The following is a 23,822-nucleotide window of genomic DNA, read 5'->3' as shown; positions in this document are numbered from 1 at the left end:
GGATTGCAGCTTTCCTGCATCGCGACCCCTTGACTTGACGATTTCCTGCATTCAGGATGCGTCCTGTGCAGAACGAAGGCAAGACCACCGAGCTGGACCGGCGGATCGTCGCGGCCCTGCAGCTCAACGGCCGGGCGCCGTGGGGGGCCATCGCGCGGCACGTCGGGGCCAGCGAGTCCACCGTGCTCCGGCGGGCCGAAAAGCTCACCGAGAGCGGGCGGCTGCGGGTCATCGGTGTCGTCGACGTCCTCCGCTGCGGGCTCGGCGTCCCCGTCCTCGCGCGGCTCAAGTGCCGTCCCGGTGCCGCCGCCGCGGTCGCCGACGCGCTCGCCGCCCGGCCCGACGTGCGGTACGCGACCGTGCTCGCCGGAAGTGCCGACTGCTCCGCCGAGTTCGTCCTGCCCTCCTACGCCGACATCGCCGGCCTGCAGGAGAACGGCTTCCCCGCCGCCGAAGCGATCCGGGACGCCGAGACCTTCGCCGTGATGCGGACCTTCACCTCCAACCACGACTGGGACTCCGGCGAGCTCACCCCCGAGGCCGCGACCGACCTGCGCGGCGGCGACGTCCGGCCGTTCGAGGAGCAGCACTGGGAGCGGCCGCCCGAGCAGCTCGACGAAGTGGACCTCGCCCTCTGCGCCGCGCTCGGCGAGGACGGGCGGCTGCCGTTCAAGGAGGTGTCCAAACAGGTCGGCACGAGCGAGTCCACTGTGGCCCGCCGGGTCGACTCGCTGGTGCGGCGCGGCTGCCTGCGGTTCCGGACGCTCGCCGAGCCCGCGATGTTCGGCTACGCGCTGGAGTTCATGCTCTGGCTCTCGATCGTCCCCGGTGAGCTCGACCGCGCCGGGCAGCAGCTCGCCGCGCACCCCGGCACGAAGTACCTGAGCGCCACCACCGGCCGGTTCAACCTGGTCGGCCAGATCGTGCTGCGCCACTACGGCGAGCTGTACCGCCACACCACCGACGTCGTCGGCGCGCTGCCCGGGCTCCGGGAAGCCGACGTGACCCTGCAGGTTTCGACGCTCAAGCGCGCGTGGGCCCCGACCCCCGCCGCCAGCTTGGAGGAAGCATGACCGACCAGCCGTGGCTCTGGGACGAAGCGACGTGGCGGGGGCACGTCGAGCACGTCCGGGCCGGGCGCCCGCTGCGCCCGGCGTCGTGGCCCGGCGGCGCCAAGGTCGCCGTGGCGCTGTCCTTCGACTCCGACCACGAGACCCCCGCACTGCGCGACGGTGAAGTGCTGCCCGGCAAGCTGGCCCAGGGAGAATACGGCGCCCGCGTCGGCGTGCCGCGGATCCTCGACCTTCTGCGGCGCCACAACGCCCCCGCGTCCTTCTTCGTGCCCGCCGTCTCGGCGCTGCTGCACGAGGGCGAGGTCAAGTCCTATGTGGACGACGGGCACGAAGTGGCGCTGCACGGGTGGATCCACGAGCGCAACACCGCGCTCACCGAGACCGAAGAACGCGACCTCGCCTTCCGCGCCGCCGACGTCCTCGAACGCCTCGCGGGCACCCGGCCGGTCGGCATCCGGACACCGTCGTGGGACTTCTCCGCGCACACCCTCGCCATCACCCGCGAGCTGGGCCTGAAGTACGACTCGTCGCTGATGGCCGACGACGACTGCTACGAAATCCTCGAGCACGGCGAGCCCACCGGCGTCGTCGAGCTGCCGGTCGAGTGGATCCGCGACGACGCGCCGTACTTCATGATGGACCGGTTCGCGTCCCTGCGGCCCTACACCCCGCCGCGCGGCGTGCTGACGATCTGGCGCGACGAGTTCGACGCCGCGCTCGCCGACGGTGGCATCTTCCAGCTCACCATGCACCCGCACATCATCGGCCACCGCTCGCGCCTCACCGTCCTTTCCGAACTCCTCGACCACATCTCCGGCAACGACGTCTGGTACGCCACGCACGCCCGGATCGTGGACCACGTCCTGCGGGAGCAGCCATGACCACAGTGGACACCGCCGTCGCCTCCCACCGGCTGACGGCGCAGCAGCGCAAGGCCATCGTCGCCGGCGCCGTCGGCAACACCGTCGAATGGGTCGACTGGGCCGTCTACGCCACGTTCGCGCCGGTCTTCGCCGGCCAGTTCTTCGCCAGTGGCAGCGAAACCACGGCCTTGCTGTCCACTTTGGCCGTGTTCGCCGTCGGGTTCGTGATGCGGCCGATCGGCGGCGCCGTGCTCGGCGCGTACGCCGACCGCAAGGGCCGCAAGAAGGGCCTGACCCTCACCATCTCCCTGATGGCCGGGGCGTCGATCGTCATCGCGCTCTGCCCGACGTACGCGCAGATCGGCGTGCTCGCGCCGATCGTGCTGCTGCTCGCGCGGCTCGTGCAGGGCTTCTCGGCGGGCGGCGAGTTCGGCTCGTCCTCGGCGTTCCTCATCGAGTCGGCCGCGCCCGGGCGGCGCGCGTTCGCCGGTTCGTGGCAGCAGGTCTCGGTCGGGCTCGGCTCCCTGCTGGCCGCGCTGATGGGCACGATCCTCAACTCGACGTTGTCGGACGCCGCCCTGCACGGCTGGGGCTGGCGGCTGGCGTTCGGCCTCGCCGGGCTGCTCGGCCTGGTCGGCCTGTGGCTGCGGGTGTCGGTGCACGAGACCGAGGCCTTCGGCAAGCTCGGCACGAAGCCGCGGCGCAACCCGCTGGTCGCGATGCTGCGCGACCACCCGCGGGCCGCGCTGCGCGTGGCCGGGTGACGATCGCCGGGACGTTGATCTACTACGTGTGGGTCTCCTACATGCCCGCGTACGCGCACCTGGCCACCGGCATCCCGCTCAAGACCGCGCTGCTGGCCAACACCCTGGCCATGGTCGTGTTCATCGCGCTGCTGCCCTTCGGCGGCCTGCTGTCGGACAAGCTCGGGCGCAAGGCGACGATGACGGCGTTCGCCGCCGGGTTCGTGGTCTTCGCCTGGCCCGCGTTCCACTTCCTGGGCAACAGCTTCTGGAGCGTCTTCTTCATCGAACTGGTCGGCCTGGTGCTGATCGTCGGGTACTCGGCGAACTGCGCGGTGGTCATGGCCGAGCAGTTCCCGCCCGAGGTCCGCACGACCGGGATCGGCCTGCCGTACGCACTCTCCGTGGCGATCTTCGGCGGCACCGCGCCGTACGTGACGACCTGGCTGAACGCGCACCACCTCGGCAACCTGGTGTGGATCTACGTGGCGGTCGCCGCGCTCATCGGCGTCGCGGTGTACCTGACCATGCCGGAGACGAAGGGCAAGGTGCTGTAGTGCGGACCGTGCTCGTCACCGGGGCCGGCGGCGGGATCGGCGCCGCCATCGCCGGGCGGTTCGCCGCCGCGGGCGACCGGCTCGTGCTGTCCGACGTCCGCCCGGGCGAACTGTCCACGGTGGCCGCGAGGCTGGGCGACGCCGTCGAACTGCCCGGCGATCTCGCCGACGCCGAGTACGCGGAAGGACTCGTCGAGCGGGCCGGGCCGGTCGACGTCCTGGTCAACGCCGCCGGGATCTACCCCGCCACTCCCCTGCTGGAGATGACCGCGGCGATCTGGGACCGCGTGCAGGACGTGAACGTGCGGGCCGCGCTGCTGACCACGGTCGCGTTCGGACGGATGCACGCGGCGGCCGGGACCACCGGCGCGGTCGTCAACATCTCCTCCGGCGCGGCGACCCGGGCCCGGCCCGGCGCGGCCCACTACGCGACGTCGAAGGCCGCACTGGAGATGGTCACCAAGGCCTGCGCGGTGGAGCTGGGCCCGCACGGCATCCGCGTCAACGCCGTCAGCCCGGGGTTCGTCACCGTGGACAGCGACGCGAACCCCGTCACGGAGGCATATGCGGCGGCGGTGTCGGTGAACCCGCTCGGGCGCCGTGGAGAGCCGCGCGAGATCGCCGACGCCGTGTACTGGCTCGCCGGCCCCGAGGCGGCCTGGATCACCGGCGCGGTTCTGCGCGTCGACGGTGGTTCGACCGCGGGCGCCGCCGGGCTGCCCCTGCACTGGGCCGGGGAAACGACCGTCCAGCAAGGAAAGGATGGGCATGTCTGACCGGCGCTCGTACACAGTGGTCGGCGGCGGCGCGATCGGCGGGACGCTGGCGTTCCACCTCGCGCGGGCCGGCCACCCGGTGTCCATCGTGGACGCCGACCCGGCGCACGTCGCCGCGATCCGCGACCGCGGGCTCACCCTGCGCGGCCCCGAGGGCGACGAGACCGTCGAGCTGCCCGCCTTCGTGCCGGACGCGGCCCCGCCGGTGTTCGGCCGGGTGCTCCTGGCCGTCAAGGCGCAAGCCACCGAAGACGTGCTGCCCTGGCTGGCTCCGCGGCTGGCCGAGGACGGGTTCGTCGTGTCCCTGCAGAACGGGCTCAACGAACCGCTGATCGCCGGCCACGTCGGTCCGGAAAGGACGGTCGGTGCGTTCGTGAACCTGTTCGCGGACGTCGTCGAGCCCGGGGTGGTGCGCGACGGCGGTCTCGGCGCGCTCGTCGTCGGCGAGCCGGACGGGCGGATCACCGGCCGGGTCGAGGAGGTCGTCGCGGACCTGCAGGCCTGGGGCCCGGCGAAGGCGACGGCCAACGTCGAGGGGTACCTGTGGGCCAAGCTGGGCTTCGGCGCGATGCTCACCACGACCGCGCTCGCCGACGCGCCGATGGCCGACCTGATCGACCGGCACCGCCCGCTCATGCACGCGCTCGCGGCCGAGGTCCTCACCGCGGCCGGCGACCGGACGCTGGAAGCGTTCGACCAGTTCGACCCCGCCGCGTACCTGCCGGGCGCGCCCGGCCGCGAGGAGGCGACCGACCGGCTCACCGCGTGGCTGCGGACCCAGCCGAAGGACCGCAGCGGTATCTGGCGCGACATCGCCGTGCGCCACCGGCCGGTCGAGGTGCACCACCACTACGCGCCGGTCCTCGCGCAGGCGGACGTGCCGTTGCTGCGCGCGATGCTGGCGCGGTTGCGTGACGTCGAAACCGGTGCCGCCGCGATGTCCGAAGACCACCTGACCGAACTGGAGCGAGGCCTGTGATCCGGGAACTGCACGAGTGGGTGGCCGCGCACCGCGACGAGCTGCTGGCCGACGTCGCCGAGTACGTCGGCATCGAAACCCCCAGCGACGACAAGGCCGCCCTGAACGCGGGGCTGTCCTGGGTGGACGGCTGGCTGCGCGAGCGGCTGGGCGAACCCGCGGCCGTCCGGGACGTCGACGGCGGCCGGCACGGCGACATCAAGGTCTACGACTTTCCCGGCCGCGGCGAGCCGGTGCTGGTGCTGTGCCACTACGACACGGTGTGGCCGCTCGGCACCCTCGCGGACTGGCCGTTCACCGTGGCTGGTGACCGGGTGACCGGGCCGGGGATCTTCGACATGAAGTCGGGGCTGGTGCACGCGGTGTGGGCGTTGCGCGCGCTCGACGCGGCGGGCCTGCCCCGCCCGGCCGTGCGGCTGGTCCTCAACGGCGACGAGGAGATCGGCAGCCCGGCGTCGCGCCCGGTGATCGAAGAGGCCGCGGCGGGCACCCGGGCGACGCTCGTGTTCGAGGCGAGCGCCGACGGCGCGGTGAAGACGGCGCGCAAGGGCGTCGGCCTGTTCCAGGTGCACGCGAAGGGCGTCGAGGCCCACGCCGGGCTGGATCCGGCCAAGGGCGCGAGCGCGATCGACGAGCTGGCGCGGGCGGTCCTGGCGTTGCACGGACTGTCCGATCCGGACGCCGGCACGACGGTGAACGTCGGCGTGGTCACCGGGGGCACCCGGCAGAACGTGATCGCGGGCGCGGCGTCGGGCGAGATCGACGTCCGCGTGTCCAGCGCGGCCGAGGCGGCCCGCATCGACGCGGGCTTGGCGGCCCTCAAGGCGACCGACCCCCGCGCGACCCTCGAGATCACCGGCGGCTGGAACCGGCCGGTGATGGAACGGTCGGCACCGATCGCCGAGTTGTACGAAGTGGCCCGCGAGCAGGCCGCGGAATTGGGCGTGACGCTGCGGGAGTGCTCGGTCGGCGGCGCGAGCGACGGCAACTTCGTGGCGGCCCTGGGCCACCCGGTCCTGGACGGCTTCGGCGCGGTCGGCGACGGCGCGCACGCGCGGCACGAGCACATCAGCGTCACCGGGATGCTGGAGCGCACCGCGCTGGCCGCCGCCGTCCTGCACCGGCTCGCCGGATAACCGCTCTCGGTTTACAACCGGTCAGCGACGGCGCATACTGCTCTCGTAATGCAACCAGTTGCGAGGTGGTATCAGTGCGTGACGCGCGGTCGGGGTGTCCGATCAACCTGTCGCTGGAGATCTTCGGCGACCGGTGGACGCTGCTCGTGCTGCGTGACGTCGTGTTCGGCGGGGCTCGGCACTTCCGCGAGTTCCTCGGCGGCGAAGAGCGGATTTCGTCCAACGTGCTGGCCGACCGGCTGGCGGTGCTCGTCGACCACGGGCTGCTCACGCGGGCCGGCGATCCTTCGCACAAGCAGAAGGTCACCTACAGCCTGACCGAGCGGGCGATCGACCTGGTCCCGGTGCTGGTGCAGCTCAGCGCGTGGGGCGTCCGGCACCTGCCGGCCGGCGACGCCTACGCCGCCCGGGCCGGGGTGCTCGTCGCCGGCGGTCCCCCGCTGTGGGAGGCCTTCATGGACGAACTGCGCGAGACCCACCTCGATACCCGCCACGGGGAGGCGCCGGACGGCCCGACCGTCGCCGCGCGCCTCGAGGCCGCCTACGCGGCCGCCGTGGCCGACCGAACGGAGTGACGATGGAAACCCGGCTCGACGAACGGTTCAGCGACCCCGGCGCCACGGCCACCGGCTGGGCCGAAACCACGAAGGCCCTGGCAGACGCGCAGATCAGCTGGCTCACGACGGTCCGCGCGGACGGCCGGCCGCACGTGACGCCGCTGGTCGCCGTCTGGCTCGACGGCGCCGTCCACTTCGCCACCGGCGAGACCGAGCAGAAGTACCTCAACCTGACCGCGAACCCGAACGTCGTGCTGACCACCGGCCGCGACTCGTGGGACGACGCCCTGGACGTCGTCGTCGAGGGGGTCGCCCGGCGGGTCGCCGACAAGCGCACGCTGGAACGGCTCGCCAAGGCGTGGCTGGAGAAGTGGGACGGCAGCTGGGACTACGAAGCGACCGAAGACGGCTTCCGCCAGTCCGGCCACGAGGCCGTCGTCTACGCGGTCGAACCGGCGAAGGTACTGGCCTTCGGCCGCCGGCGCTCCACATCGGACACTTCGATGCTGTCCACTGTGGAGTTCACCCACACCAGCCACCGGCCCTGAAACTCAGGCGCGGCCGAGCAGTTTCGCCAGCCCGCGCCGCGGGCCGCGCGACCGCAGCCGGCCGGCGACGGCGTCTTCGAGCAACGCGCCGACCGTCTCGCGCGCGCACGCCTTGTTCGCGCCGATACCGCCCGAGGGTCCGCGCTTGATCCACCCGGCCACGTACGTGCCCGGTTCGACGCGGCCCGCGGTGTTCGGGACCGTGCCGGTCGCTTCGTCGAACGGCAGGCCCGGCACCGGGGCGCCGCGGAAGCCGGCCGCCCGCACGACCCGGCCCGCGGTGATCTCGACGTCGCCGGTCACCCGGACGCCGCGGACCTCGGTGTCGCCGGTGAACTCCAGCGGCGCCGAGTGGAACCGCAGGACGACCCGGCGAGCGCCGTCCGGCGGCGGGGACGACCAGTCGACGGGCTCGCGCGGCAGGCCCCGCAGCAGCGCGGCCTTCCCGTCGCCGGCGTCGATCGCCGCGGCGGTCCGCGGGTCGTGCGCGTCGACGACGAGGTCGCCGCGGGCCGCCAGGGCCAGCAGTTCGGACTGGGTGTACGCGGCGTCTTCGGGCCCGCGCCGGGCCAGCAGGACGACTTCGCGCACCTTGCTCGCGCGAAGCCGGGCCAAGGCCGGCGGAGCGAGCGACGTGCCGGCCAGGGCCTCCGGGTCGGCCGTCAGGATCCGGGCGATGTCGAGGGCGACGTTGCCGGTGCCCACCACGACCACGCGCTCGGCCGAGAGGTCCACGGCGGCCGGGGCGACGTCCGGGTGGCCGTTGTACCAGCCGACCACCGTCGCGGCCGGCAGGCTGCCGGGCAGGTCTTCCCCGGGAATGCCGAGGGGGCGAGCCTCGGTGGCCCCGACCGCGTAGATCACGGCGTCGTGCCGTGCGGCCAGGTCCGGCCCGGCCTCGGTGCCGAGCCGCAGCCGCAGGCGCGGGTGGTCGTGGAAGCGCGCGAACGTCTCGCCGATCTTCTTCGTCGACGGGTGGTCGGGCGCGACGCCGTAGCGGATCAGGCCGCCGGCCGTGGCCAGCCGGTCGACGAGGGTGACCCGCGCGTTGGTGTGCAGCAACAGGTCTTCGACCGCGTACATGCCCGCCGGGCCGCTGCCGACGACCGCGACGTCCAAGGCCGTGAAGTCGCTCGGCAGGATCCGGCTGAACTCCGGCGGCGACCAGCGGTGGAAGTTCGGGGCGACGGTCGCCTCGGCGAGGACGTCCCGCTCCGCGTAGTACCCGGCGTTGATCTCCTCGTAGGCCTTCAGCGGCCCGGTCAGGTCGCCGGCCGGGAAGACCGCGTCGACCGGGCAGGCGTCGGCGCAGGCCCCGCAGTCGATGCACGTGCCCGGGTCGATGTAGAGCATCTCGGTGGTCCCGAAGTCCGGCTCGCCCGGCGCCGGGTGGATGCAGTTGACCGGGCAGACCGACACGCAGGACGCGTCGGCGCAGCAGGTCTGCGTGATCGCGAAGGCCATGTCAGATCAGGTTCGCGCGCTTGTAGAACCACAGCGACGGCTTGGTGAGCAGCCCCGCGGAGTGCAGGAACTCCATCAGCCCGCTGCAGCTGGAGCGCAGCATCGACTTGTGGTGCTCGTTGGCCTTCGCCTCGCGGCGCCCGCGCTTGCCGTCGAGCCCCGCGTTCTCGTAGACCTTGCCGTTCACCATGCTGGTGACGATGAAGTACGACGCGATCGCGACGACGAGCGCGTTGACCTGCCGCCGCACCCAGCCCGCGCCTTCGAGCCGCTCGCGGGTCTCCTCGCGGGCGAACTTCATGTGGCGCGACTCCTCGACCACGTGGATGTTGTTGATGGTGCGCACGAACGGGACGACGCGCTCGTCGCGCATCCAGTCGCGCTGCATGACGTCGAGGACCTCTTCGGCGACGAGGATCGCCGCGTAGGCGGCCTCCCCGGTCGCGGTGGCCTTGAAGACGCGGCCGAGCTCGACGACGAAGCGGCGCGGCCGGTAGGCGGGCGCGCGCAGCTTGGCGGCGCCGCGGGCGAACATGATCGAGTGCCGGCACTCGTCGGCGATCTCGGTCAGCGCCCACTGGAACGCCGGGTCGGTCGGGTCCTTCGCGTAGAAGTCCCGCAGCACCATCTGCTGCAGGATCATCTCGAACCAGATCCCGGTGCTGGCCACCGACGCCGCCTCCTGGCGGGTCAGCTCGCGCTGCTGCTCCGGCGTCATCTCGGCCCAGTAGGACGTGCCGTAGAGCGAGCTCCACTCCGGGCTCGCGCCGTGGTAGTCCGTGTCGAGCGGCGTCTCCCAGTCGACTTCCTTGACCGGGTCGTAGGAGAGCAGCTCCGACGACTCCAGCAGCCGGCGCGCGGTCGTCTCGCGGTCCGTCGCCGCCTCGCGTTCGCTGATGCTGGTCATCGCCGACCTCCTCGTCAGGTGTTACCCGAGTTCACTGTTACCAACCGTAACACATATCGGTTCGAGTGCACACCCGTCGCCCGCCGGCGCGGCGCAGGCCATCGTCCCGGCGTGAACCGCTAAAGTTTCGGTGTACAGTTGTTCACTCGTTCGCGTCGATCGGCAGGAACCGGTGCCCTCACGCAGTCACACTCCCGCCCGGTCCGGGCCGTTCGGCTCCGGGCTGCTCGGGCCCCTCGACCAGGACGCCACCGTATTGCGCCGCCGTGTCCAGCGCCTGCTGACCGCCACCCTGATCGCCACCAACGTCATCGGTGCGCTGGTCGTGGCCGGCCTGGCCGCGCTGCTGATGCCGGCGCCGGGCATGTCCGGCGAACTCGTGCGCGTCACGGCGATCGCGGTCCCGGTCTACGTCGTCGCGGCTGTCGTCGTCGGCACGCTGTGGGGCACCCGCGGGGCTCTGCGGACGCTGCGCTGGGCGGCCGAGGGCCGGGCCCCGACCGACGCCGAACGCGCCGCCAGCCTGCGCGTCCCGCTGCGCCTGACGCTCATGCAGGCCGTCCTGTGGGGCCTGGCGACGCTGGTGTTCGCGGCGATCGCCGTGCTCCGGCAGCCCGCCGTCGCGCTGACCGTGTTCCTCGTCGTCACGTTCGCGAGCGTCGTGGTGTGCGCGATCGCCTACCTCTTCGGCGAGTTCGCCCTGCGGCCCTACGCGGCGCGGGCCCTGGCCGGGGCCGCGCCGCCGCGCCCGCTCAGCGGCGGCGTCAACCTGCGGATGCTGCTGTTCTGGTGCCTGGGCACCGGGGTGCCGGTGGCCGGCCTGGTCGTCACCGCGGCGCTGGCCTGGGTGCGCGGCGACGTCTCCACGACGAAGCTCGCCGTGTCGGTGATCGCGCTCGGCCTGGTCGTGCTGTGCTTCGGGCTGCTGGTCACGGTGTTCACCGCCCGCGCCGTGGTCAGCCCGATCTCCTCGGTCCGGCACGCGCTGAGCCGCGTGCGGGCCGGGGACTTCGCCGTCGAGATCCCGGTCTACGACGGCACCGAGCTCGGCCTGCTGCAGGCCGGGTTCAACGACATGACGGCCGGGCTCGCCGAGCGCGAGCGGATGCGCGACCTGTTCGGCCGCCACGTCGGCCGTGAGGTGGCGGTCGAGGCCATGCGCTCGTCCGCGGAGCTCGGTGGCTCGGTGCGCACGGTGTCGGTGCTGTTCGTCGACCTCGTCGGGTCGACGGCGCTGGCCGCGAGCCGCCCGCCCGAGGAAGTCGTCGGCCTGCTCAACCGGTTCTTCGCCGTGGTCGTCGACGAGGTCGACCGGCACCAGGGGCTGGTCAACAAGTTCATCGGCGACGCCGCCCTGGCCGTCTTCGGGGCGCCCGCCGAGCTGGCAGACCACGCGACGTGCGCGCTCGCCGCGGGCCGGGCGATCGCCCGGCGGCTGGCGCTCGAGGTGCCGGACGGGCCGGCCGGCATCGGCGTCGCGACCGGCGACGCGGTCGCGGGGAACGTCGGCGACCCGCGCCGGTTCGAGTACACCGTGATCGGTGACCCGGTCAACGAGGCCGCCCGGCTGACCGAGCTGGCGAAGAACGCCCCCGGCCGGCTCCTCGCTTCGTGGACGGCGGTCGAAGCCGCGGCCGCGGAAGAAGCCGGGCGGTGGACCGCGACCGAGGACGTCACGTTGCGCGGCCGAAGCCGCCCGACGACCCTGGCGGCCCCCCGCTAGAGCCGCGGGTCGACGTGGATCTTCGGGGCCGGCCCGGCGTCGTGCGTCCCGGCGAGCACGGCGCCGACCTCGTCGAGCCCGACGGTCGCCGCGACGAGCGGCCGCGGGTCGACGGCCCCGGTGGCGTAGGCGGCGATCGTGTCGGCCAGCCCCGGCGACGCGGACAGCACGCCGACGGCGGTGGCGTCCTTCATCACCAGTGCCCGGGTGTCGAGCAGGCTGGGCCGGCTGGACAGTCCGATGTAGACGACACGGCCCGCCGGTTCCACCAGCTCGGCCGCGAGGGCGGGCAGTTCGACCGCGCCCGAAGCGTCGACGACCGCGTCGAAGGCCTGATCCGGCAGGGTCTCGCGGGTCCACACGTGCGCGAAGCCGAGTTCGCGGGCGAAGACGTCGCCCTCCCGGCCCATGAGGTGCACTTCGGCGCCCGCCGCGCGCAGGAACATCGCCGAGAGCAGCCCGATCGCGCCCGGCCCCAGCACCAGCGCGCGGTCGCCGTCTCCGGCACCGGCGGCCCGCGCCGCCCGCAGCGCGTTCCCGCCCGGCTCGACGAGCGCGCCGAGCACGGCGTCGACCGAGTCCGGCAGGGTGTGCAACGACCACGCGGGCACGGCGAGCTTCTCGGCCAGCGCCCCGGCCCGCCCGCCGCGGATCCCGACCTCCTGGCGGTTTTCGCAGGTGTGCTGGTGACCGCGCCGGCACCGGCGGCACGTCCGGTCGCCGAGCATGGTGTCCCCCATGACGCGGCGGCCGAGCCAGGCCGGGTCCACGCCGTCGCCCACGGCCGAGACGCTGCCGGCCCACTCATGCCCGAGCCGCATCGGGTAGGCGGCGTGCCCCTGGTGGAGGTAGGCCATCTCGCCGGTGAAGAACTCGACGTCGGTGCCGCAGACCCCGGCCCGGTCGACGTCGACGACGACCTCGCCCGGGGTGGGCTCGGGCACCGGCACCTCGAGCACTTCACCCCGCCGCGGGCCGGTGAGCACGAAGGCACGCATGGTCGAAGACATGGCTGAATGCTCGCACGCCCGGCCCGGTGACCGGCCGCGCGTGACCTGCTGCCGGTCCCCTAGGACCAGGGCGTGACCGGCCGGGGCCGGCGCTCGCCGTCCACGACGACGTCGGCGCGTTCGGTGAGGAAGGCGATGTACCCGGCGATCTCGCGCGCGTCGGACAGGGGCTCGTCGTAGGTCCAGGCCAGGTCTTGCTGCCCGCCCACCGACCAGTACGTCGCGTGGCCCTTGTAGGCGCAGGTGGTGCGCGTGTCCGACGGGGTGAGCAGGTCCATCCGGACGTCTTCGCGCGGCAGGTAGTAGCGCGGCGTGATGCCGGTTTCGAAGAGCACGCGGGACGCCGTCGAGTCGGCCACGACCACGCCGTCCACCTCGATCCGCACCCGGCTGTCGCTGCGCCGGATGTCGATGCGCGAGAACGGGTCCCGCGGGTGGCCGACGATCGGCTCGGCCTCCTCGAGCCACTCGTCGAAGGCGGCGAAGTCGAGGACGACGTGGTCGCCCAGGTCGGGATCGGCGGGCCGGAAGCCGGCGCCCGGCAGGGTCACGCCGTCCGCGGCCAGGGTCAGCGGCTCGCCCTCGCAGGTGTGCACGGCGAAGGCGGTCCGCGGGTCGAGGACCGGCGGGCCGCCCTCGGCCAGCCGCACCGGGTGTTCCGGCGCCCCTTCGCCGTCCGCGGCGGTCAGGGTCGCTCGCAGGTCGGGCTCCGGCACCGCGTAGGAGGGCACCACCCGCTTCGGCTCCCAGACCAGCACGGCCCGCCGCGAGTCGGCGAACGTCCGTCCACCCGCGACCGCCCGGACCCGTTTTGCCACCGGTTCGTACCGCAGCCGGGCCAGGTCCCCGGTGAACCGCGCTCCCATGCGTGTCGCCATGGGTCCACGATCCGCCCCGGCGGGCGCCGCGGTCAACGGCCGGGCCGAGCCGGGTCGCGCAACGCTGTCTCGTCGAGGTCACCGACCCCCGCACCGCCGAGCGCCGCGGTCAACGGTTGGCCGGGCCGAGCCAGGTCGCGCAACGCCCTCACACCGAGTTCACCGCCCACACTCGACGACCGGACAGGCCGAGCCAGACACCCGCCCGCCGAGGTCGCCAACGCCAGCCTCGGTCAACGACCGGCCGGCCGAGCCGAACCCTCATAGCCGCACAACACCCACCCGCCAAGGTCGCCAACCCCAGCCCGATCAACGACCGGCCGGGCCGAGCCAGGTCGTCATCGCCTCGTGCAACGCCGTCTTGTCGAGGTCGCCGACTCCTGCCCAGGCCACGTAGCCGTCCGGGCGGATCAATGCCGCCAGCGGCTGGTCCGGGAATGCCAGCGGGCGTGCCGTCTCGGCCCGCGCGCGGGCCCCCCACTCCGCGGCCACTGTCGAAGCGCCCACCCCCGCGTCGAGCACCACCGCGCGGGCATCGCGGAAGCGGGTCGCCAGGGTCGTTCCGTCGTCGAGGGCCAGGTCCGGCACCCGGTGGCCGATCAGGGGGAACTCGCCCGGGAGGTCGTAGTGCTGCCAGCCGCCGCTGATGCTCGAGACCACGTGGGTCGCGCCGTCCGGGGTGTCGAGGAGGTCGGCCACCACCGCGCGCAGGGCCTCCGCCCGCGGGCCGCGCGGGGTGCTCAGCGCCGTCTGCGCCAGGCTCCACCGCTGCACCCACGCGCCGATCGGGTGCCGCTCCGGCGTGTAGGTGTCCAAAAGGGACTCCGGCGCGAGACCCCGTGCGACGAGCGCCAGCTTCCAGCCGAGGTTGACCGCGTCGCCGAGGCCGAGGTTCAGCCCCTGCCCGCCGGCCGGCGAGTGCACGTGGGCCGCGTCGCCGCACAGCAGCACCCGGCCCGCCCGGTACGTCTCGGCCTGCCGGGTCGTGTCCGCGTAGCGCGTGCCGACGTGGACGCGCGTGACCGCGACGTCCGTGCCGCTGACCCGCCGCAGGCTCGCCTGGACCTCCTCGGCGGTGACCGGCGCGTCCCGGTCTTCGGCCACGGCGTACTCGACCGTGTGCACCCGGGGCGGGCCGTCGCTCTCGCCCCAGCCGCCGACGACGTACGAGCCGTGCTCCCCGTGTTGCCAGTCCCCGGCGACAAGCTTCCCCGGGTCGTCGAGGTCCACCACGGCCTGCCGTCCGGTGAAGACGGGATCCACGCCCGGGAAGGCGATCCCGGCCAGCCGGCGAACGGTGCTGCGCCCGCCGTCGGCACCCACCAGCCAGCCGGCGCGGACCTCGCCCTGTCCGGTGTGGACGGTCACGCCCTCGTCGTCGGCGTCGAACCCCGTCAGCGTGACGCCGCGGCGCACCTCGGCCCCGTTCCACGACCGGAAGATCTCCTCCAGGTCAGCCTGGCCGATCACCCCCGCGCCGAAGAACTCCTCGCCCGGACCCGGTGGCTTGAGCCGGTCGGCGCGGATGCCGATCCCCGCGAAGTGCCCTGCGAACACGTCCCCCACCGGCGCGCCGGGCGGCGGCAGCGTGTCCGGGCCGACCCACATCACCGCCGCCCGCTCGACGGCGGGCAGCAGGCCGCGCAGGTGCAGTGCGTGCACCGAAGGCGTGTTCAGCGACCGCGCACCCATCGAGCCGAACCGCGAGCGCGGCGTTTCCGCCTCCTGCTCCAGGACCAGCACCCGGGCCCCGCCCAGCCGGAGCTCACCGGCCAGCAGCAGGCCCACCGGGCCGCCCCCGGCCACCACGACGTCGAAGTCCATCTCCCCCACCCCATCGAAACCCGGGCACAGCGTGCTCAGTAACACCACGGTAGCGAACTGGGTACAGTGTTCGCAATACCGAAGGAGGTGAGCGGTGCCGGCGAACGACCAGCCGCCGCTCTGGCTGCGTCCCGAGCACGGCACCCGCGGCCCGAAGCCCGCCCACACCCGGCGAGACGTCGCCCTCGCCGCGATCCGGATCGCCGACGCCGAGGGCCTCGACGCCGTCTCGATGCGGCGAGTCGCGGCCGAACTCGGCGCCGGGACGACCTCCCTCTACCGCTACGTGTCCAAAAAGGACGAAGTGCTGGAGCTGATGGGCGACGAGGTCATGGGCGAGCTGCGCGGCACCGCCCTGCCCGCCGGCTGGCGGGACGGGCTGCGCGCGATCGCCCGCCTGCTGCGGGACGTCGCGCTGCGGCACCCGTGGTTCCCCGCGGTGCTCGCCGGCCGCGCGATCCACGGACCGCACAGCCTGCACTGGCGCGAGCTGACGCTCTCGGCGTTCGACGGCGTCGACCTGGACACCGACGAGATGCTCGCCGCGCTCGGCACGCTCTCGGCGTTCGTCCTCGGGCACGTGCTGGGCGAGCTGGCCGACCAGGAGGCGGCGCGCCGCTCGGGGCTGAGCCACGACCAGTGGATGGAACGCGAAGGCGAATACGGCCCGATGATCGTGGACAGCGGGTTCTACCCGCGCTTCACCCGCGTGATGGTCGAGGCCGAGCTGCCGCACGCCGCCGACCGGCTGGACCGGGGCTTCGAAGCCGGGCTGGAGCGGGTGCTGGCCGGGATCGCCACCCACCTGCCGTCGTGATCAGGACCGCCCGGTGAGGAGGTCGAACGCGAGGCGGCGGTGCGTCGCGAACAGCTCGAGCGCCGCGTCCCGGTCACCCGCGCGCAGGGCGTCGGCGAGCTGCCGGTGTTCGGCGGGGATCGCGGCCAGGTAGCCGTCGGTCTCGACGCCGATCCGGGTCAGCAGGAACAGGTGCACCTGCGACCGGATCGCCGCCCAGGCCTCCCGCAGGCGGCGGTGGCCGGCCGCGGCGTAGACGGCGTCGTGGAAGTCGAGGTCGCAGCGCACCATCTCGTGCTCGTCGGCCGCCCGTTCCATGCGCCGCACCACCGCGTCCACCGCCGCCAGGTCGGGCGCGCGGTCCACCACCAGGCCGACGGCGAGCTGCTCCAGGGCCGCGCGCAGGCTGTCCAGCTCGGCGACGTCCTCGTCGGACAGGGCGGTGACCGTGGTGCCCCGGTGCCATTCGCCGCGGACGAGACCTTCGCGCTCCAGCTTGAACAGTGCCTCCCGCACCGGCCCGCGACTGACGCCGAGCGCTTCCGCCAGCTCGACTTCGCGCAGCTGGCTGCCGGGCGCGTAGCCCCCGTCGAAGATCGCGTCCCGGATGCGGTCGGCGACCTCGTCGGCCAGTCCCCGGCGCCGCGCCGGAGCCACTTGCCTGCTCATGTCGCAATGTTAACATCAAGACATGATCAGGCCTCGCTTCCACCTCGCCATGCCCGTCGACGACCTGGCCGCCGCCCGCGCCTTCTACGGCGGGACCCTCGGCCTCGAACAGGGCCGCAGCGCCGAGACCTGGATCGACTGGAACCTGCACGGCCACCAGTTCGTGACGCACCTGGCGCCGGGCGGGCGCGAGCGCGTCCACAACCCGGTCGACGGCCACGACGTGCCGGTGCCGCACTTCGGCCTGATCCTCACGGTCGAGGAGTTCAAGTCCCTCGCCGACCGCCTGCGCGCGGCGGGGACGAAGTTCGTGATCGAGCCGTACGTGCGCTTCGAAGGCCAGGCCGGCGAGCAGTGGACGATGTTCCTGCTCGACCCGACCGGGAACGCCCTGGAGTTCAAGGCGTTCGCCGACGACTCACAGGTGTTCGCGGTCTGAGGCGTCCGGCGCGCGCAGTGAGCCCGGGTGCGCCTTCGCGCCCGGGTCGCGCCGCGTCTTGACCAGGCTGGCGACCGTGACGACGGCCAGGACGCCGAGGATCACCGCCAGGCTGACCGGCGTCGCGATCTCCGGGACGCGCGCGTCGACGTCGACGTGCGCCCAGTGCAGGATCAGCTTGACGCCGATGAACGCGAGGATCACCGCGAGCCCGGCGGAGAGGTAGACGAGCCGGTCGAGCAGGCCCTTGACCAGGAAGTACAGCGCCCGCAGGCCGAGCAGCGCGAACGCGTTCGCGGCGAAGACGACGTACGGCTCGTCCGTGACGCCGAAGACCGCCGGGATCGAGTCCAGCGCGAACAGCAGGTCGACGCCGCCGATCGCGACCAGCACCACGACCAGCGGCGTCACCATGCGGCGGCCGCCGGTGCGGGTGAGCAGCCGGCCGCCGTCGTAGGCGTCGGAGACCGGCAGGAGCCGCCGGGCCGTCCGGACGATCACGTTGTGCTCGATGTCGGGGTCGGCGTCGCGGTGCCGGAACAGCTGCACGCCGGTGTAGATCAGCAGCAGCCCGAAGAGCAGGAACATGAACGAGAACAGCGCGAGGAGCGTCGCGCCGAGGGCGATGAACGCCGCCCGCATGACCAGCGCGAGGACGATCCCGAAGGTGAGCACCTTGTGCTGGTGCTCCTCCGGGACGGCGAACGTCGTCATGATGATCACGAACACGAAGAGGTTGTCGACCGACAGGCTCTTCTCGACGATGTAGCCGGCGAAGTACTCGGTGCCGAGCTCACCGCCGTGGGCCAGCGTCAGCCAGACGCCGAACGCCACCGCGACCAGGATGTAGCCCACCGACCACGCGACGGCCTCGCCGAACCCGACCCGGTGCGGCCGCAGCGCGGCGACCACGAGGTCGAGCGCGAGCAACGCCAGGACGACGCCGATCGTGACCAGCCAGGTGCCGACACCCATCCCCGTCCCCCGCTCCCCGGTCCTTGCCGCGATCGTAAGGGGCGGAACGCGAACCCGCACCAGGAGTCCACAGTGGACTCTTCAGCCGAGGTGCGCGGCGGCCAGCCGGGTGTGCGGGTCGAGCCGGATGCCGCCCGCGCGCAGGGTGTCGTCGACGATCCCCCACACCCAGCGGGCCAGCAGCGCGGCCAGTTCGGCGCGTTCGACGCCGCGCGGGCTCTCCAGCCAGCGCGACGTGCTCGACTCGACCAGGCCGACGAGCCCGAACGCGACCGCTTCGCCCACGCGGGTGTCCACTCCGAACAGCGCGAGGTAGTGCTCGAAGACGATCGTGAGCTGACGGGCGATGGCGGTTTTGCCGTCGGCGAAGACGTCCCGGGAGCCGGACATCGCGTGCTTGGTCAGGTAGCGGTAGAGCGCGCCGTGCTCGGCCAGCCAGCGGGTGTGCGCGCCGATCGCCGTGCGGATCAGGTCCATCGGGGTGCCGCCGGGGTGCCACAGGGGCGCGAACTCGGCGGTGATCAGCTCGGCGACCCGGGCGGCGATCGCCTCCTGGAGGTCGGCGGCGTCGTCGAAGTGCCGGTAGAGGCGCGTGCGGGCCACTCCGGCTTCGTCGGCGATCTGCTCGGTGGAGACTTCGGGCCCGTGCCGGGCGATCGCGCGCAGCCCCGCTTCCACGAACTCGCGGCGACGGCGGTCGCGCTGGTCGGCCCACCGCGCGGCGCGGCCGTCGGGTCGTCGCGGGGCGTCCGTCGACGTCATCGGCTGGAGTGTACCGGCGGACCCCTATGGCGTACACTGCCGTACCTCTTACTTTGGGTGCCGGCTGGTCGCGGAGAGTACCGATGGGAACTGTCGCCGAGGAACTGTCGGACGCCGAGCTGCTCGCCGCCCTTCGCGCGGGCGAGCTCGACGCGTGCGGCGCCTTGTACCGGCGGCACGCCGGGCCCCTGCGGCGGACGGCCGCGGCGTGGGCGAGGCAGCCCGCCGAGCGCGACGACCTGGTGGCCGAGACGTTCGCCCGGGTGCTGGCCGTGGTGCGCGCGGGTGGCGGCCCGGACGGCGACCTCCGGCCCTACCTCGTCGTGACGATGCGCAACCTCGTCTCGCGGTGGAGCCGGCAGCGCAGCCGCGTCGAGCTGTGCGAGACGGTCCCCGAGACGTCCTCGAGCGGCGCCGAGGAACTGGCCCTGCACCGGTCGAACGAGAACCTCGTCTGGACGGCCTACTGCACCCTGCCCGGCCGGTGGCGCACGGTGCTCTGGCGGACCGAAGCCGAAGGCGACTCGCCGACGGAAGCCGCGCCGCTGCTGGGGTTGACGCCCAACAGCGTGTCGGCGCTGGCGATGCGCGCGCGGGAGGGACTGCGGCAGGCCTATCTGCAGGTCCAGGTGCCCGACGCCGAGCAGCCGGTCTGCCGCGAGCCGCGCCGGCGGTTGGGGGCGTGGGTCCGGGGCGGGCTGTCACCGCGCCGGGCGAGCGTCGTCGCCGACCACATCGCCGGCTGCGGCTCCTGCCGGACCGTCGTGAGCGGCTTGGACGAGGCGAACCGCGAGCTGCCCGGATCGGCGGTCCGCCTCACCGGGTAGGTGCGCCGAGGTTGCCCCGCCCCCGGTGCGCGGGGTTACCGTGGGGGCCCGGCCCAGGAGGTGGCGGTGGACGAAGGAGTCTGCGCGGTCCGGCCCGGCACCGACGTGGCCGGGCACGCCCGCCTGCTCGCGGGCATCCACGACGCCGTCCTGGCCGGGCGCGCGCCCCGGATCGCGCCGCGCCGGCTGGTCGAACGGTCCTGGCGGCGCGTCGCCGCGCAGGGTGTCGATCCCGACCGGCCGCCCGCGCCCGATCCCGTCGGGGCCGCCGAAGTCGAACGGCGGCGGACCGTCTGCCGCCTCAACGAAGTGCTCCCCGAACTGCGCGGCGCGCTGACGTCGGTCGCCGAAGACGCCCACCACCTGATGGTCGTCACCGACGCCGACGGGGTCGTCCTCTGGCGCGAAGGGGCGCGCGGGGTGCGGCACCGCGCCGACTCGCTCGGCTTCACCGAGGGCGCGACCTGGTCGGAGCCCGCGATCGGCAGCAACGCCATCGGGACGGCGCTGGCCGAGGCCGCGCCCGTCCAGATGTTCGCCGCCGAGCACTTCGTGCGCTCGCACCACACCTGGGCCTGCACCGCCTACCCCGTCCACGACCCGCGGACCGGCGAGCTGCTCGGGATCGTGGACGTCAGCGGGCCGGCCGAGACCGTCCACCCGATGACCGTCGCCCTGGTCGGGACGTCGGTGCGGCTGGCCGAAGCCGTGCTGCACCAGCGGCACGAGGCGCGGCTCGAAGGCCTCCGGCAGCTGTCGGGGCACGTGCTCGGCGGCGGGCCCGGGCTCGTCGTCGACGACCACGGGTGGGTCGCGGCGCAGAGCGGCGTCTCCGGGATCGACCGGGTGGCCGCGCCCCGGCACGGGATGCCGGTCGCGGTCCGCGGGATCGGGGCGTGCGAACCCGAACCGGTGCCCGGCGGCTGGCTGCTGCGCCCGGCCGGCGGCGAGACCTTGAAGCTCACGCTCGCCTTCGACCCGCCGCGCGCGATCGTCGAAGGCTCCGCGCGGTGGACGCACCCGCTCGGCCGGCGACAGGCCGATCTGCTGCGGCTGATCGCGACGGCCGGGCGGGCCGGGGTGTCGGCCGCGCAGCTGTCGGAGACGCTCTACGGCGACCGGACGCACCTGGTGACCGTGCGCGCGGAGCTGTCGCGGCTGCGCAAGCTCGTCGGCGGCCTGCTGCTGGCCCGCCCGTACCGGATCGCCCCCGGCGTCGACGTCGTGCTGTTGCAACCTTAGGGCAACCCTTACGCCGGCCCGGGCCGGCGCGGTTGGCTGCCCTGAACGCGCCGCCGACGACGACGGTGCCCGAGACGGGGAGGTCCGCTCATGACCCAGACCCTCGAACCGGCCGCGGCCCTCGGCGCCCGGCAGCGCGTCGACGGCTGGCTCGCCGACTTCGAGGCCGCGCTCGCGGCCCGTGACGCCGACCGGGCCGCGGCCCTCTTCGCCACGACGTCGTTCTGGCGGGACCTGGTCGCGTTCACCTGGAACCTCAAGACCGTCGAAAACCGGGACGGCGTCAAGGACCTGCTGCTGGCCACGATGGACAGCGCCGACGCGACCGGGTTCCACGCCACCGAAGAACCCACCGAGTCCGACGGCGTCGTCGAGGCGTGGATCGGGTTCGACACGGCGGCCGGCCGCGGCCGCGGGCACCTGCGGCTCACCGACGAAGGCGCGTTCACGTTCCTCACGACGCTCTACGAGCTGAAGGGCCACGAGGAACCGCAAGGCACGCTTCGGCCGAAGGGCGCGGAGCACGGCGTCAACCGCGAGCGCGTCACCTGGTCCGAAGCGCGGCAAGCGGAGGCCGCCGAGCTGGGCACGACGTGGCAGCCGTACGTCGTCGTCATCGGCGGCGGGCAGGGCGGGATCGCGCTGGGCGCCCGGCTGCGCCAGCTGGGCGTGCCGCACGTGGTCGTCGACCGGTACGCCCGGCCGGGCGACCAGTGGCGCGGCCGGTACAAGTCGCTGTGCCTGCACGACCCCGTCTGGTACGACCACCTGCCCTACCTCGACTTCCCGCGCAACTGGCCGGTGTTCGCGCCGAAGGACAAGATCGCCGACTGGCTCGAGATGTACACGAAGGTCATGGAGGTGACCTACTGGTCGTCGACGACCTGCAAGAGCGCCGCCTACGACGAGGAAACCCAGGAGTGGACGGTCGTCCTCGACCGCGACGGCGAAGAAGTCGTCCTCAAGCCGAAGCAGCTCGTGCTGGCGACCGGCATGTCGGGCAAGCCGAACGTTCCCGTGCTGCCCGGGCAGGAGCGCTTCCGCGGCGAGCAGCACCACAGCTCCCGGCACCCCGGGCCGGACGCCTACCGCGGTAAGAAGGCCGTGATCATCGGCTCCAACAACTCGGCGTTCGACATCTGCGGCGCGCTGTGGGAGGCCGGCGCCGACGTCACGATGGTCCAGCGCAGCTCGACGCACATCGTGAAGTCCGATTCGCTGATGGACCTCGGCCTGGGCGACCTGTACTCCGAGCGCGCACTGGCCGCCGGCATGACGACGCAGAAGGCGGACCTGACCTTCGCTTCGCTCCCCTACCGGATCATGCACACCTTCCAGCAGCCGGTGTACGCCGCGATCAAGGAGCGTGACCAGGAGTTCTACGACCGCCTCGAAGCGGCGGGCTTCCGGCACGACTGGGGCGACGACGACTCCGGCCTGTTCATGAAGTACCTGCGCCGCGGCTCGGGCTACTACATCGACGTCGGCGCGGCGGACCTGGTGGCCGACGGCGAGGTCAAGCTCGCGCACGGCCAGGTCGCGTCGCTGACCGAGACGTCCGTGGTGCTGGAGGACGGCACCGAGCTGGAAGCCGACCTGGTCGTCTACGCGACGGGCTACGGCTCGATGAACGGCTGGGCCGCCGACCTGATCAGCCAGGAGGTCGCGGACAAGGTCGGCAAGGTCTGGGGCCTGGGCTCGGACACCACCAAGGACCCGGGCCCGTGGGAGGGCGAGCAGCGGAACATGTGGAAGCCCACCCGGCAGGACGGGCTGTGGTTCCACGGCGGGAACCTGCACCAGTCACGCCACTACTCGCTTTACCTTGCGCTGCAGCTGAAAGCCCGGGCGGAGGGCATCCCGACGCCGGTGTACGGGCTGCAGGAACGCCACCACCTGAGCTGACCGGAGGGGGTGCCGTCCGGGCGGACGGCACCCCCGCCGGGTCAGCCGGTCACCGGGGTCAGCAGGACCGCGTAGTCCGGGGTCCGCTGGGTCGTGGTGCCGTTCTTGAGGTGCGCGGTCGCGGCGATCTGGCCGGCGTCGTTGATCGCCCAGGCCGCGGTGATCGTGACGCCGGCGTTCGCCGGGATCAGCCGGTCCAGGTCGGTCCGGACGCCGCCGGAGTACACCCAGCCGTCGCGGCCGTCGCCGACGACCGTGCCGGCGGAGTTGACGGCGAACGCCGTGCCGGAGGTGCTGCCGCCCAGGTCCGGCCACAGGTCGGTGACCTGGCCGTGCGCGAACAGCACCGGGTGGCGCGGGGCGAACTCGTCGCCGTTGAACCCGGCGGCCCCCACCGCGATCCCGGCGGCGTTCATGGCGTGCGCTTCCGACCACGTGCTGCCGGCCAGGCTGCCCAGCGGGACGACGGTGCCGGTGCGCCAGGCGACGGCCTCGGCGTGGTGGGTGTCGGTGGTCGCGGACGCGACGCCCAGCACCTGGCCGTCCTGCGTGATGCCGAAGGCCTCGGCCACCTGCCCGCCGGGCAGGTCCGGCAGGATCGTGGTGGAACCGTTCTGGTAGAGCCAGGCCTTGCCCGTGTCGAGGCCGCTGCCCGCGATCTGGCCGGCGTTGTTGATCGCCACGGCGTGGATCTCCTCGTCGCCGGGGAGGGGGATGTCCAGGTCGGCCGGCACGCCGCCGTGCCAGACGACCGCGTCCTGCCGGATCGGGAAGTTCAGGTACGCGGTGCCGACGACGGTGTCGCTGTCGTTGAGGCCGAACGCTTCGGTCGCGGTGGCCAGGTCCGGGTCGGTGGTGTCCAGGCCCGGCAGGCTGGTGAGCTGCGCCGGGCCGGTGCCGAGGTAGGCCGTTTGGCCGCTGCCGCGGAAGGTGCCCAGGCCGGCGGTGTGGCCGGCCGCGTTGATGCCGAACGGCGCGTTGCCGAACGGGAGGTTCTTCGAGCCGATGAAGGTGACGGTGTAGTGGACGGGTCCGGCCGCCTGCGCCGGGGGTGCCAGCGCGACGGCGGCCGCGAGCGCGACCGGTGCGGTGATCAGGCCCAGCGCCCGGGTGATTCTCGGTGCCACGTTCGAACTCCTGCTCTGTCGGAGACTCGAGGACACCCGGGG

At 73.2% G+C, this 23,822-nt stretch carries 24 protein-coding genes; 15 read left to right on the top strand and 9 right to left on the bottom strand.

Annotation, left to right across the window (positions count from 1 at the left end):
• Positions 1 to 65 precede the first annotated feature (65 nt).
• The 9 genes from ACWEN0_RS31025 (at position 66) to ACWEN0_RS30985 (ending at position 7,232) form a co-directional block, all read left to right on the top strand.
• Positions 66 to 1,073 (top strand): Lrp/AsnC family transcriptional regulator, encoded by a 1,008-nt coding sequence (locus ACWEN0_RS31025; RefSeq protein ID WP_451981415.1) that lies wholly within the window; start codon positions 66 to 68, stop codon positions 1,071 to 1,073.
• Complete coding sequence (locus ACWEN0_RS31020) at positions 1,070 to 1,954, top strand: polysaccharide deacetylase family protein (RefSeq protein ID WP_451981412.1); 885 nt, start codon at positions 1,070 to 1,072, stop codon at positions 1,952 to 1,954. The genes ACWEN0_RS31025 and ACWEN0_RS31020 overlap by 4 nt, the downstream gene beginning before the upstream one ends.
• A complete protein-coding gene (locus ACWEN0_RS31015; protein ID WP_451981409.1) occupies positions 1,951 to 2,700 on the top strand; it encodes an MFS transporter in 750 nt (249 codons plus the stop codon). Before ACWEN0_RS31020 ends, ACWEN0_RS31015 begins: the two co-directional genes overlap by 4 nt.
• Positions 2,697 to 3,236 (top strand): MFS transporter, encoded by a 540-nt coding sequence (locus ACWEN0_RS31010; RefSeq protein ID WP_451981406.1) that lies wholly within the window; start codon positions 2,697 to 2,699, stop codon positions 3,234 to 3,236. The genes ACWEN0_RS31015 and ACWEN0_RS31010 overlap by 4 nt, the downstream gene beginning before the upstream one ends.
• Complete coding sequence (locus tag ACWEN0_RS31005) at positions 3,236 to 4,012, top strand: SDR family NAD(P)-dependent oxidoreductase (protein WP_451981403.1); 777 nt, start codon at positions 3,236 to 3,238, stop codon at positions 4,010 to 4,012. Before ACWEN0_RS31010 ends, ACWEN0_RS31005 begins: the two co-directional genes overlap by 1 nt.
• The gene (locus ACWEN0_RS31000) at positions 4,005 to 4,991 is read left to right on the top strand and encodes a ketopantoate reductase family protein (RefSeq protein WP_451981400.1); all 987 of its coding nucleotides are present in this window, start codon (positions 4,005 to 4,007) and stop codon (positions 4,989 to 4,991) included. Before ACWEN0_RS31005 ends, ACWEN0_RS31000 begins: the two co-directional genes overlap by 8 nt.
• Complete coding sequence (locus ACWEN0_RS30995) at positions 4,988 to 6,127, top strand: M20 family metallopeptidase (RefSeq protein ID WP_451981397.1); 1,140 nt, start codon at positions 4,988 to 4,990, stop codon at positions 6,125 to 6,127. Before ACWEN0_RS31000 ends, ACWEN0_RS30995 begins: the two co-directional genes overlap by 4 nt.
• A gap of 74 nt (positions 6,128 to 6,201) precedes the next feature.
• Positions 6,202 to 6,702: a winged helix-turn-helix transcriptional regulator gene (locus ACWEN0_RS30990; protein WP_451981394.1), complete on the top strand. Its 501-nt coding sequence runs from the start codon at positions 6,202 to 6,204 to the stop codon at positions 6,700 to 6,702.
• Positions 6,703 to 6,704: 2 nt separating this feature from the next.
• Positions 6,705 to 7,232 (top strand): pyridoxamine 5'-phosphate oxidase family protein, encoded by a 528-nt coding sequence (locus tag ACWEN0_RS30985; RefSeq protein ID WP_451981392.1) that lies wholly within the window; start codon positions 6,705 to 6,707, stop codon positions 7,230 to 7,232.
• A gap of 3 nt (positions 7,233 to 7,235) precedes the next feature.
• Here ACWEN0_RS30985 and ACWEN0_RS30980 read toward each other — a convergent pair whose 3' ends face one another.
• Positions 7,236 to 8,696 carry an FAD-dependent oxidoreductase gene (locus ACWEN0_RS30980; protein WP_451981389.1) on the bottom strand — a complete coding sequence of 487 codons (1,461 nt, stop codon included), beginning with the start codon at positions 8,694 to 8,696 and terminating at the stop codon, positions 7,236 to 7,238.
• A 1-nt stretch (position 8,697) separates the two neighbouring features.
• The gene (locus ACWEN0_RS30975; protein ID WP_451981386.1) at positions 8,698 to 9,603 is read right to left on the bottom strand and encodes an AurF N-oxygenase family protein; all 906 of its coding nucleotides are present in this window, start codon (positions 9,601 to 9,603) and stop codon (positions 8,698 to 8,700) included.
• Positions 9,604 to 9,775: 172 nt separating this feature from the next.
• Here ACWEN0_RS30975 and ACWEN0_RS30970 point away from each other — a divergent pair, with 172 nt between their 5' ends.
• Positions 9,776 to 11,326 (top strand): adenylate/guanylate cyclase domain-containing protein, encoded by a 1,551-nt coding sequence (locus ACWEN0_RS30970; RefSeq protein WP_451981383.1) that lies wholly within the window; start codon positions 9,776 to 9,778, stop codon positions 11,324 to 11,326.
• On the opposite strand, the gene ACWEN0_RS30965 is transcribed toward ACWEN0_RS30970, so the two are convergent.
• The 3 genes from ACWEN0_RS30965 to ACWEN0_RS30955 form a co-directional block, all read right to left on the bottom strand.
• Positions 11,323 to 12,336 carry a zinc-dependent alcohol dehydrogenase gene (locus tag ACWEN0_RS30965; protein ID WP_451981380.1) on the bottom strand — a complete coding sequence of 338 codons (1,014 nt, stop codon included), beginning with the start codon at positions 12,334 to 12,336 and terminating at the stop codon, positions 11,323 to 11,325. The two genes, ACWEN0_RS30970 and ACWEN0_RS30965, sit on opposite strands and share 4 nt — an antisense overlap.
• 59 nt (positions 12,337 to 12,395) lie before the next feature.
• Positions 12,396 to 13,214 carry a DUF427 domain-containing protein gene (locus ACWEN0_RS30960; RefSeq protein ID WP_451981377.1) on the bottom strand — a complete coding sequence of 273 codons (819 nt, stop codon included), beginning with the start codon at positions 13,212 to 13,214 and terminating at the stop codon, positions 12,396 to 12,398.
• A 309-nt stretch (positions 13,215 to 13,523) separates the two neighbouring features.
• Positions 13,524 to 15,038, bottom strand: coding sequence for an FAD-dependent monooxygenase (locus tag ACWEN0_RS30955; protein WP_451981375.1), 1,515 nt, complete (start codon positions 15,036 to 15,038; stop codon positions 13,524 to 13,526).
• A gap of 94 nt (positions 15,039 to 15,132) precedes the next feature.
• On the opposite strand from ACWEN0_RS30955, the gene ACWEN0_RS30950 reads away from it, so the two are divergent.
• Complete coding sequence (locus ACWEN0_RS30950; protein WP_451981372.1) at positions 15,133 to 15,855, top strand: TetR/AcrR family transcriptional regulator; 723 nt, start codon at positions 15,133 to 15,135, stop codon at positions 15,853 to 15,855.
• Here ACWEN0_RS30950 and ACWEN0_RS30945 read toward each other — a convergent pair whose 3' ends face one another.
• Positions 15,856 to 16,503 carry a GntR family transcriptional regulator gene (locus ACWEN0_RS30945; protein ID WP_451981369.1) on the bottom strand — a complete coding sequence of 216 codons (648 nt, stop codon included), beginning with the start codon at positions 16,501 to 16,503 and terminating at the stop codon, positions 15,856 to 15,858.
• Between the two features lie 22 nt (positions 16,504 to 16,525).
• Here ACWEN0_RS30945 and ACWEN0_RS30940 point away from each other — a divergent pair, with 22 nt between their 5' ends.
• On the top strand, positions 16,526 to 16,942 hold the full coding sequence (locus tag ACWEN0_RS30940; RefSeq protein WP_451981366.1) for a VOC family protein: 417 nt from the start codon (positions 16,526 to 16,528) through the stop codon (positions 16,940 to 16,942).
• Here ACWEN0_RS30940 and ACWEN0_RS30935 read toward each other — a convergent pair.
• Together ACWEN0_RS30935 and ACWEN0_RS30930 are read right to left on the bottom strand one after the other, a co-directional pair.
• Positions 16,922 to 17,917 (bottom strand): TerC/Alx family metal homeostasis membrane protein, encoded by a 996-nt coding sequence (locus ACWEN0_RS30935; protein ID WP_451981363.1) that lies wholly within the window; start codon positions 17,915 to 17,917, stop codon positions 16,922 to 16,924. The genes ACWEN0_RS30940 and ACWEN0_RS30935 overlap by 21 nt on opposite strands.
• 81 nt (positions 17,918 to 17,998) lie before the next feature.
• On the bottom strand, positions 17,999 to 18,679 hold the full coding sequence (locus ACWEN0_RS30930) for a TetR/AcrR family transcriptional regulator (RefSeq protein ID WP_451981360.1): 681 nt from the start codon (positions 18,677 to 18,679) through the stop codon (positions 17,999 to 18,001).
• A gap of 83 nt (positions 18,680 to 18,762) precedes the next feature.
• Between ACWEN0_RS30930 and ACWEN0_RS30925 the strand changes: the two genes are divergently transcribed.
• From ACWEN0_RS30925 to ACWEN0_RS30915, 3 genes are all read left to right on the top strand, one after another.
• Positions 18,763 to 19,506, top strand: a complete 744-nt coding sequence (locus ACWEN0_RS30925) for a sigma-70 family RNA polymerase sigma factor (protein ID WP_451981357.1) — start codon at positions 18,763 to 18,765, stop codon at positions 19,504 to 19,506.
• 66 nt (positions 19,507 to 19,572) lie between these two features.
• Positions 19,573 to 20,748: a GAF domain-containing protein gene (locus ACWEN0_RS30920; protein WP_451981354.1), complete on the top strand. Its 1,176-nt coding sequence runs from the start codon at positions 19,573 to 19,575 to the stop codon at positions 20,746 to 20,748.
• 90 nt (positions 20,749 to 20,838) lie between these two features.
• Positions 20,839 to 22,653: a flavin-containing monooxygenase gene (locus ACWEN0_RS30915; RefSeq protein ID WP_451981351.1), complete on the top strand. Its 1,815-nt coding sequence runs from the start codon at positions 20,839 to 20,841 to the stop codon at positions 22,651 to 22,653.
• A gap of 41 nt (positions 22,654 to 22,694) precedes the next feature.
• Here ACWEN0_RS30915 and ACWEN0_RS30910 read toward each other — a convergent pair whose 3' ends face one another.
• The gene (locus ACWEN0_RS30910; RefSeq protein WP_451981348.1) at positions 22,695 to 23,780 is read right to left on the bottom strand and encodes a hypothetical protein; all 1,086 of its coding nucleotides are present in this window, start codon (positions 23,778 to 23,780) and stop codon (positions 22,695 to 22,697) included.
• Positions 23,781 to 23,822: the final 42 nt, after the last annotated feature.

Source organism: Amycolatopsis sp. NPDC004378 (genome assembly GCF_053602455.1).
The sequence above is the reverse complement of the archived record's forward strand: the minus strand, read 5'-3'. Positions and strand labels throughout refer to the sequence as shown.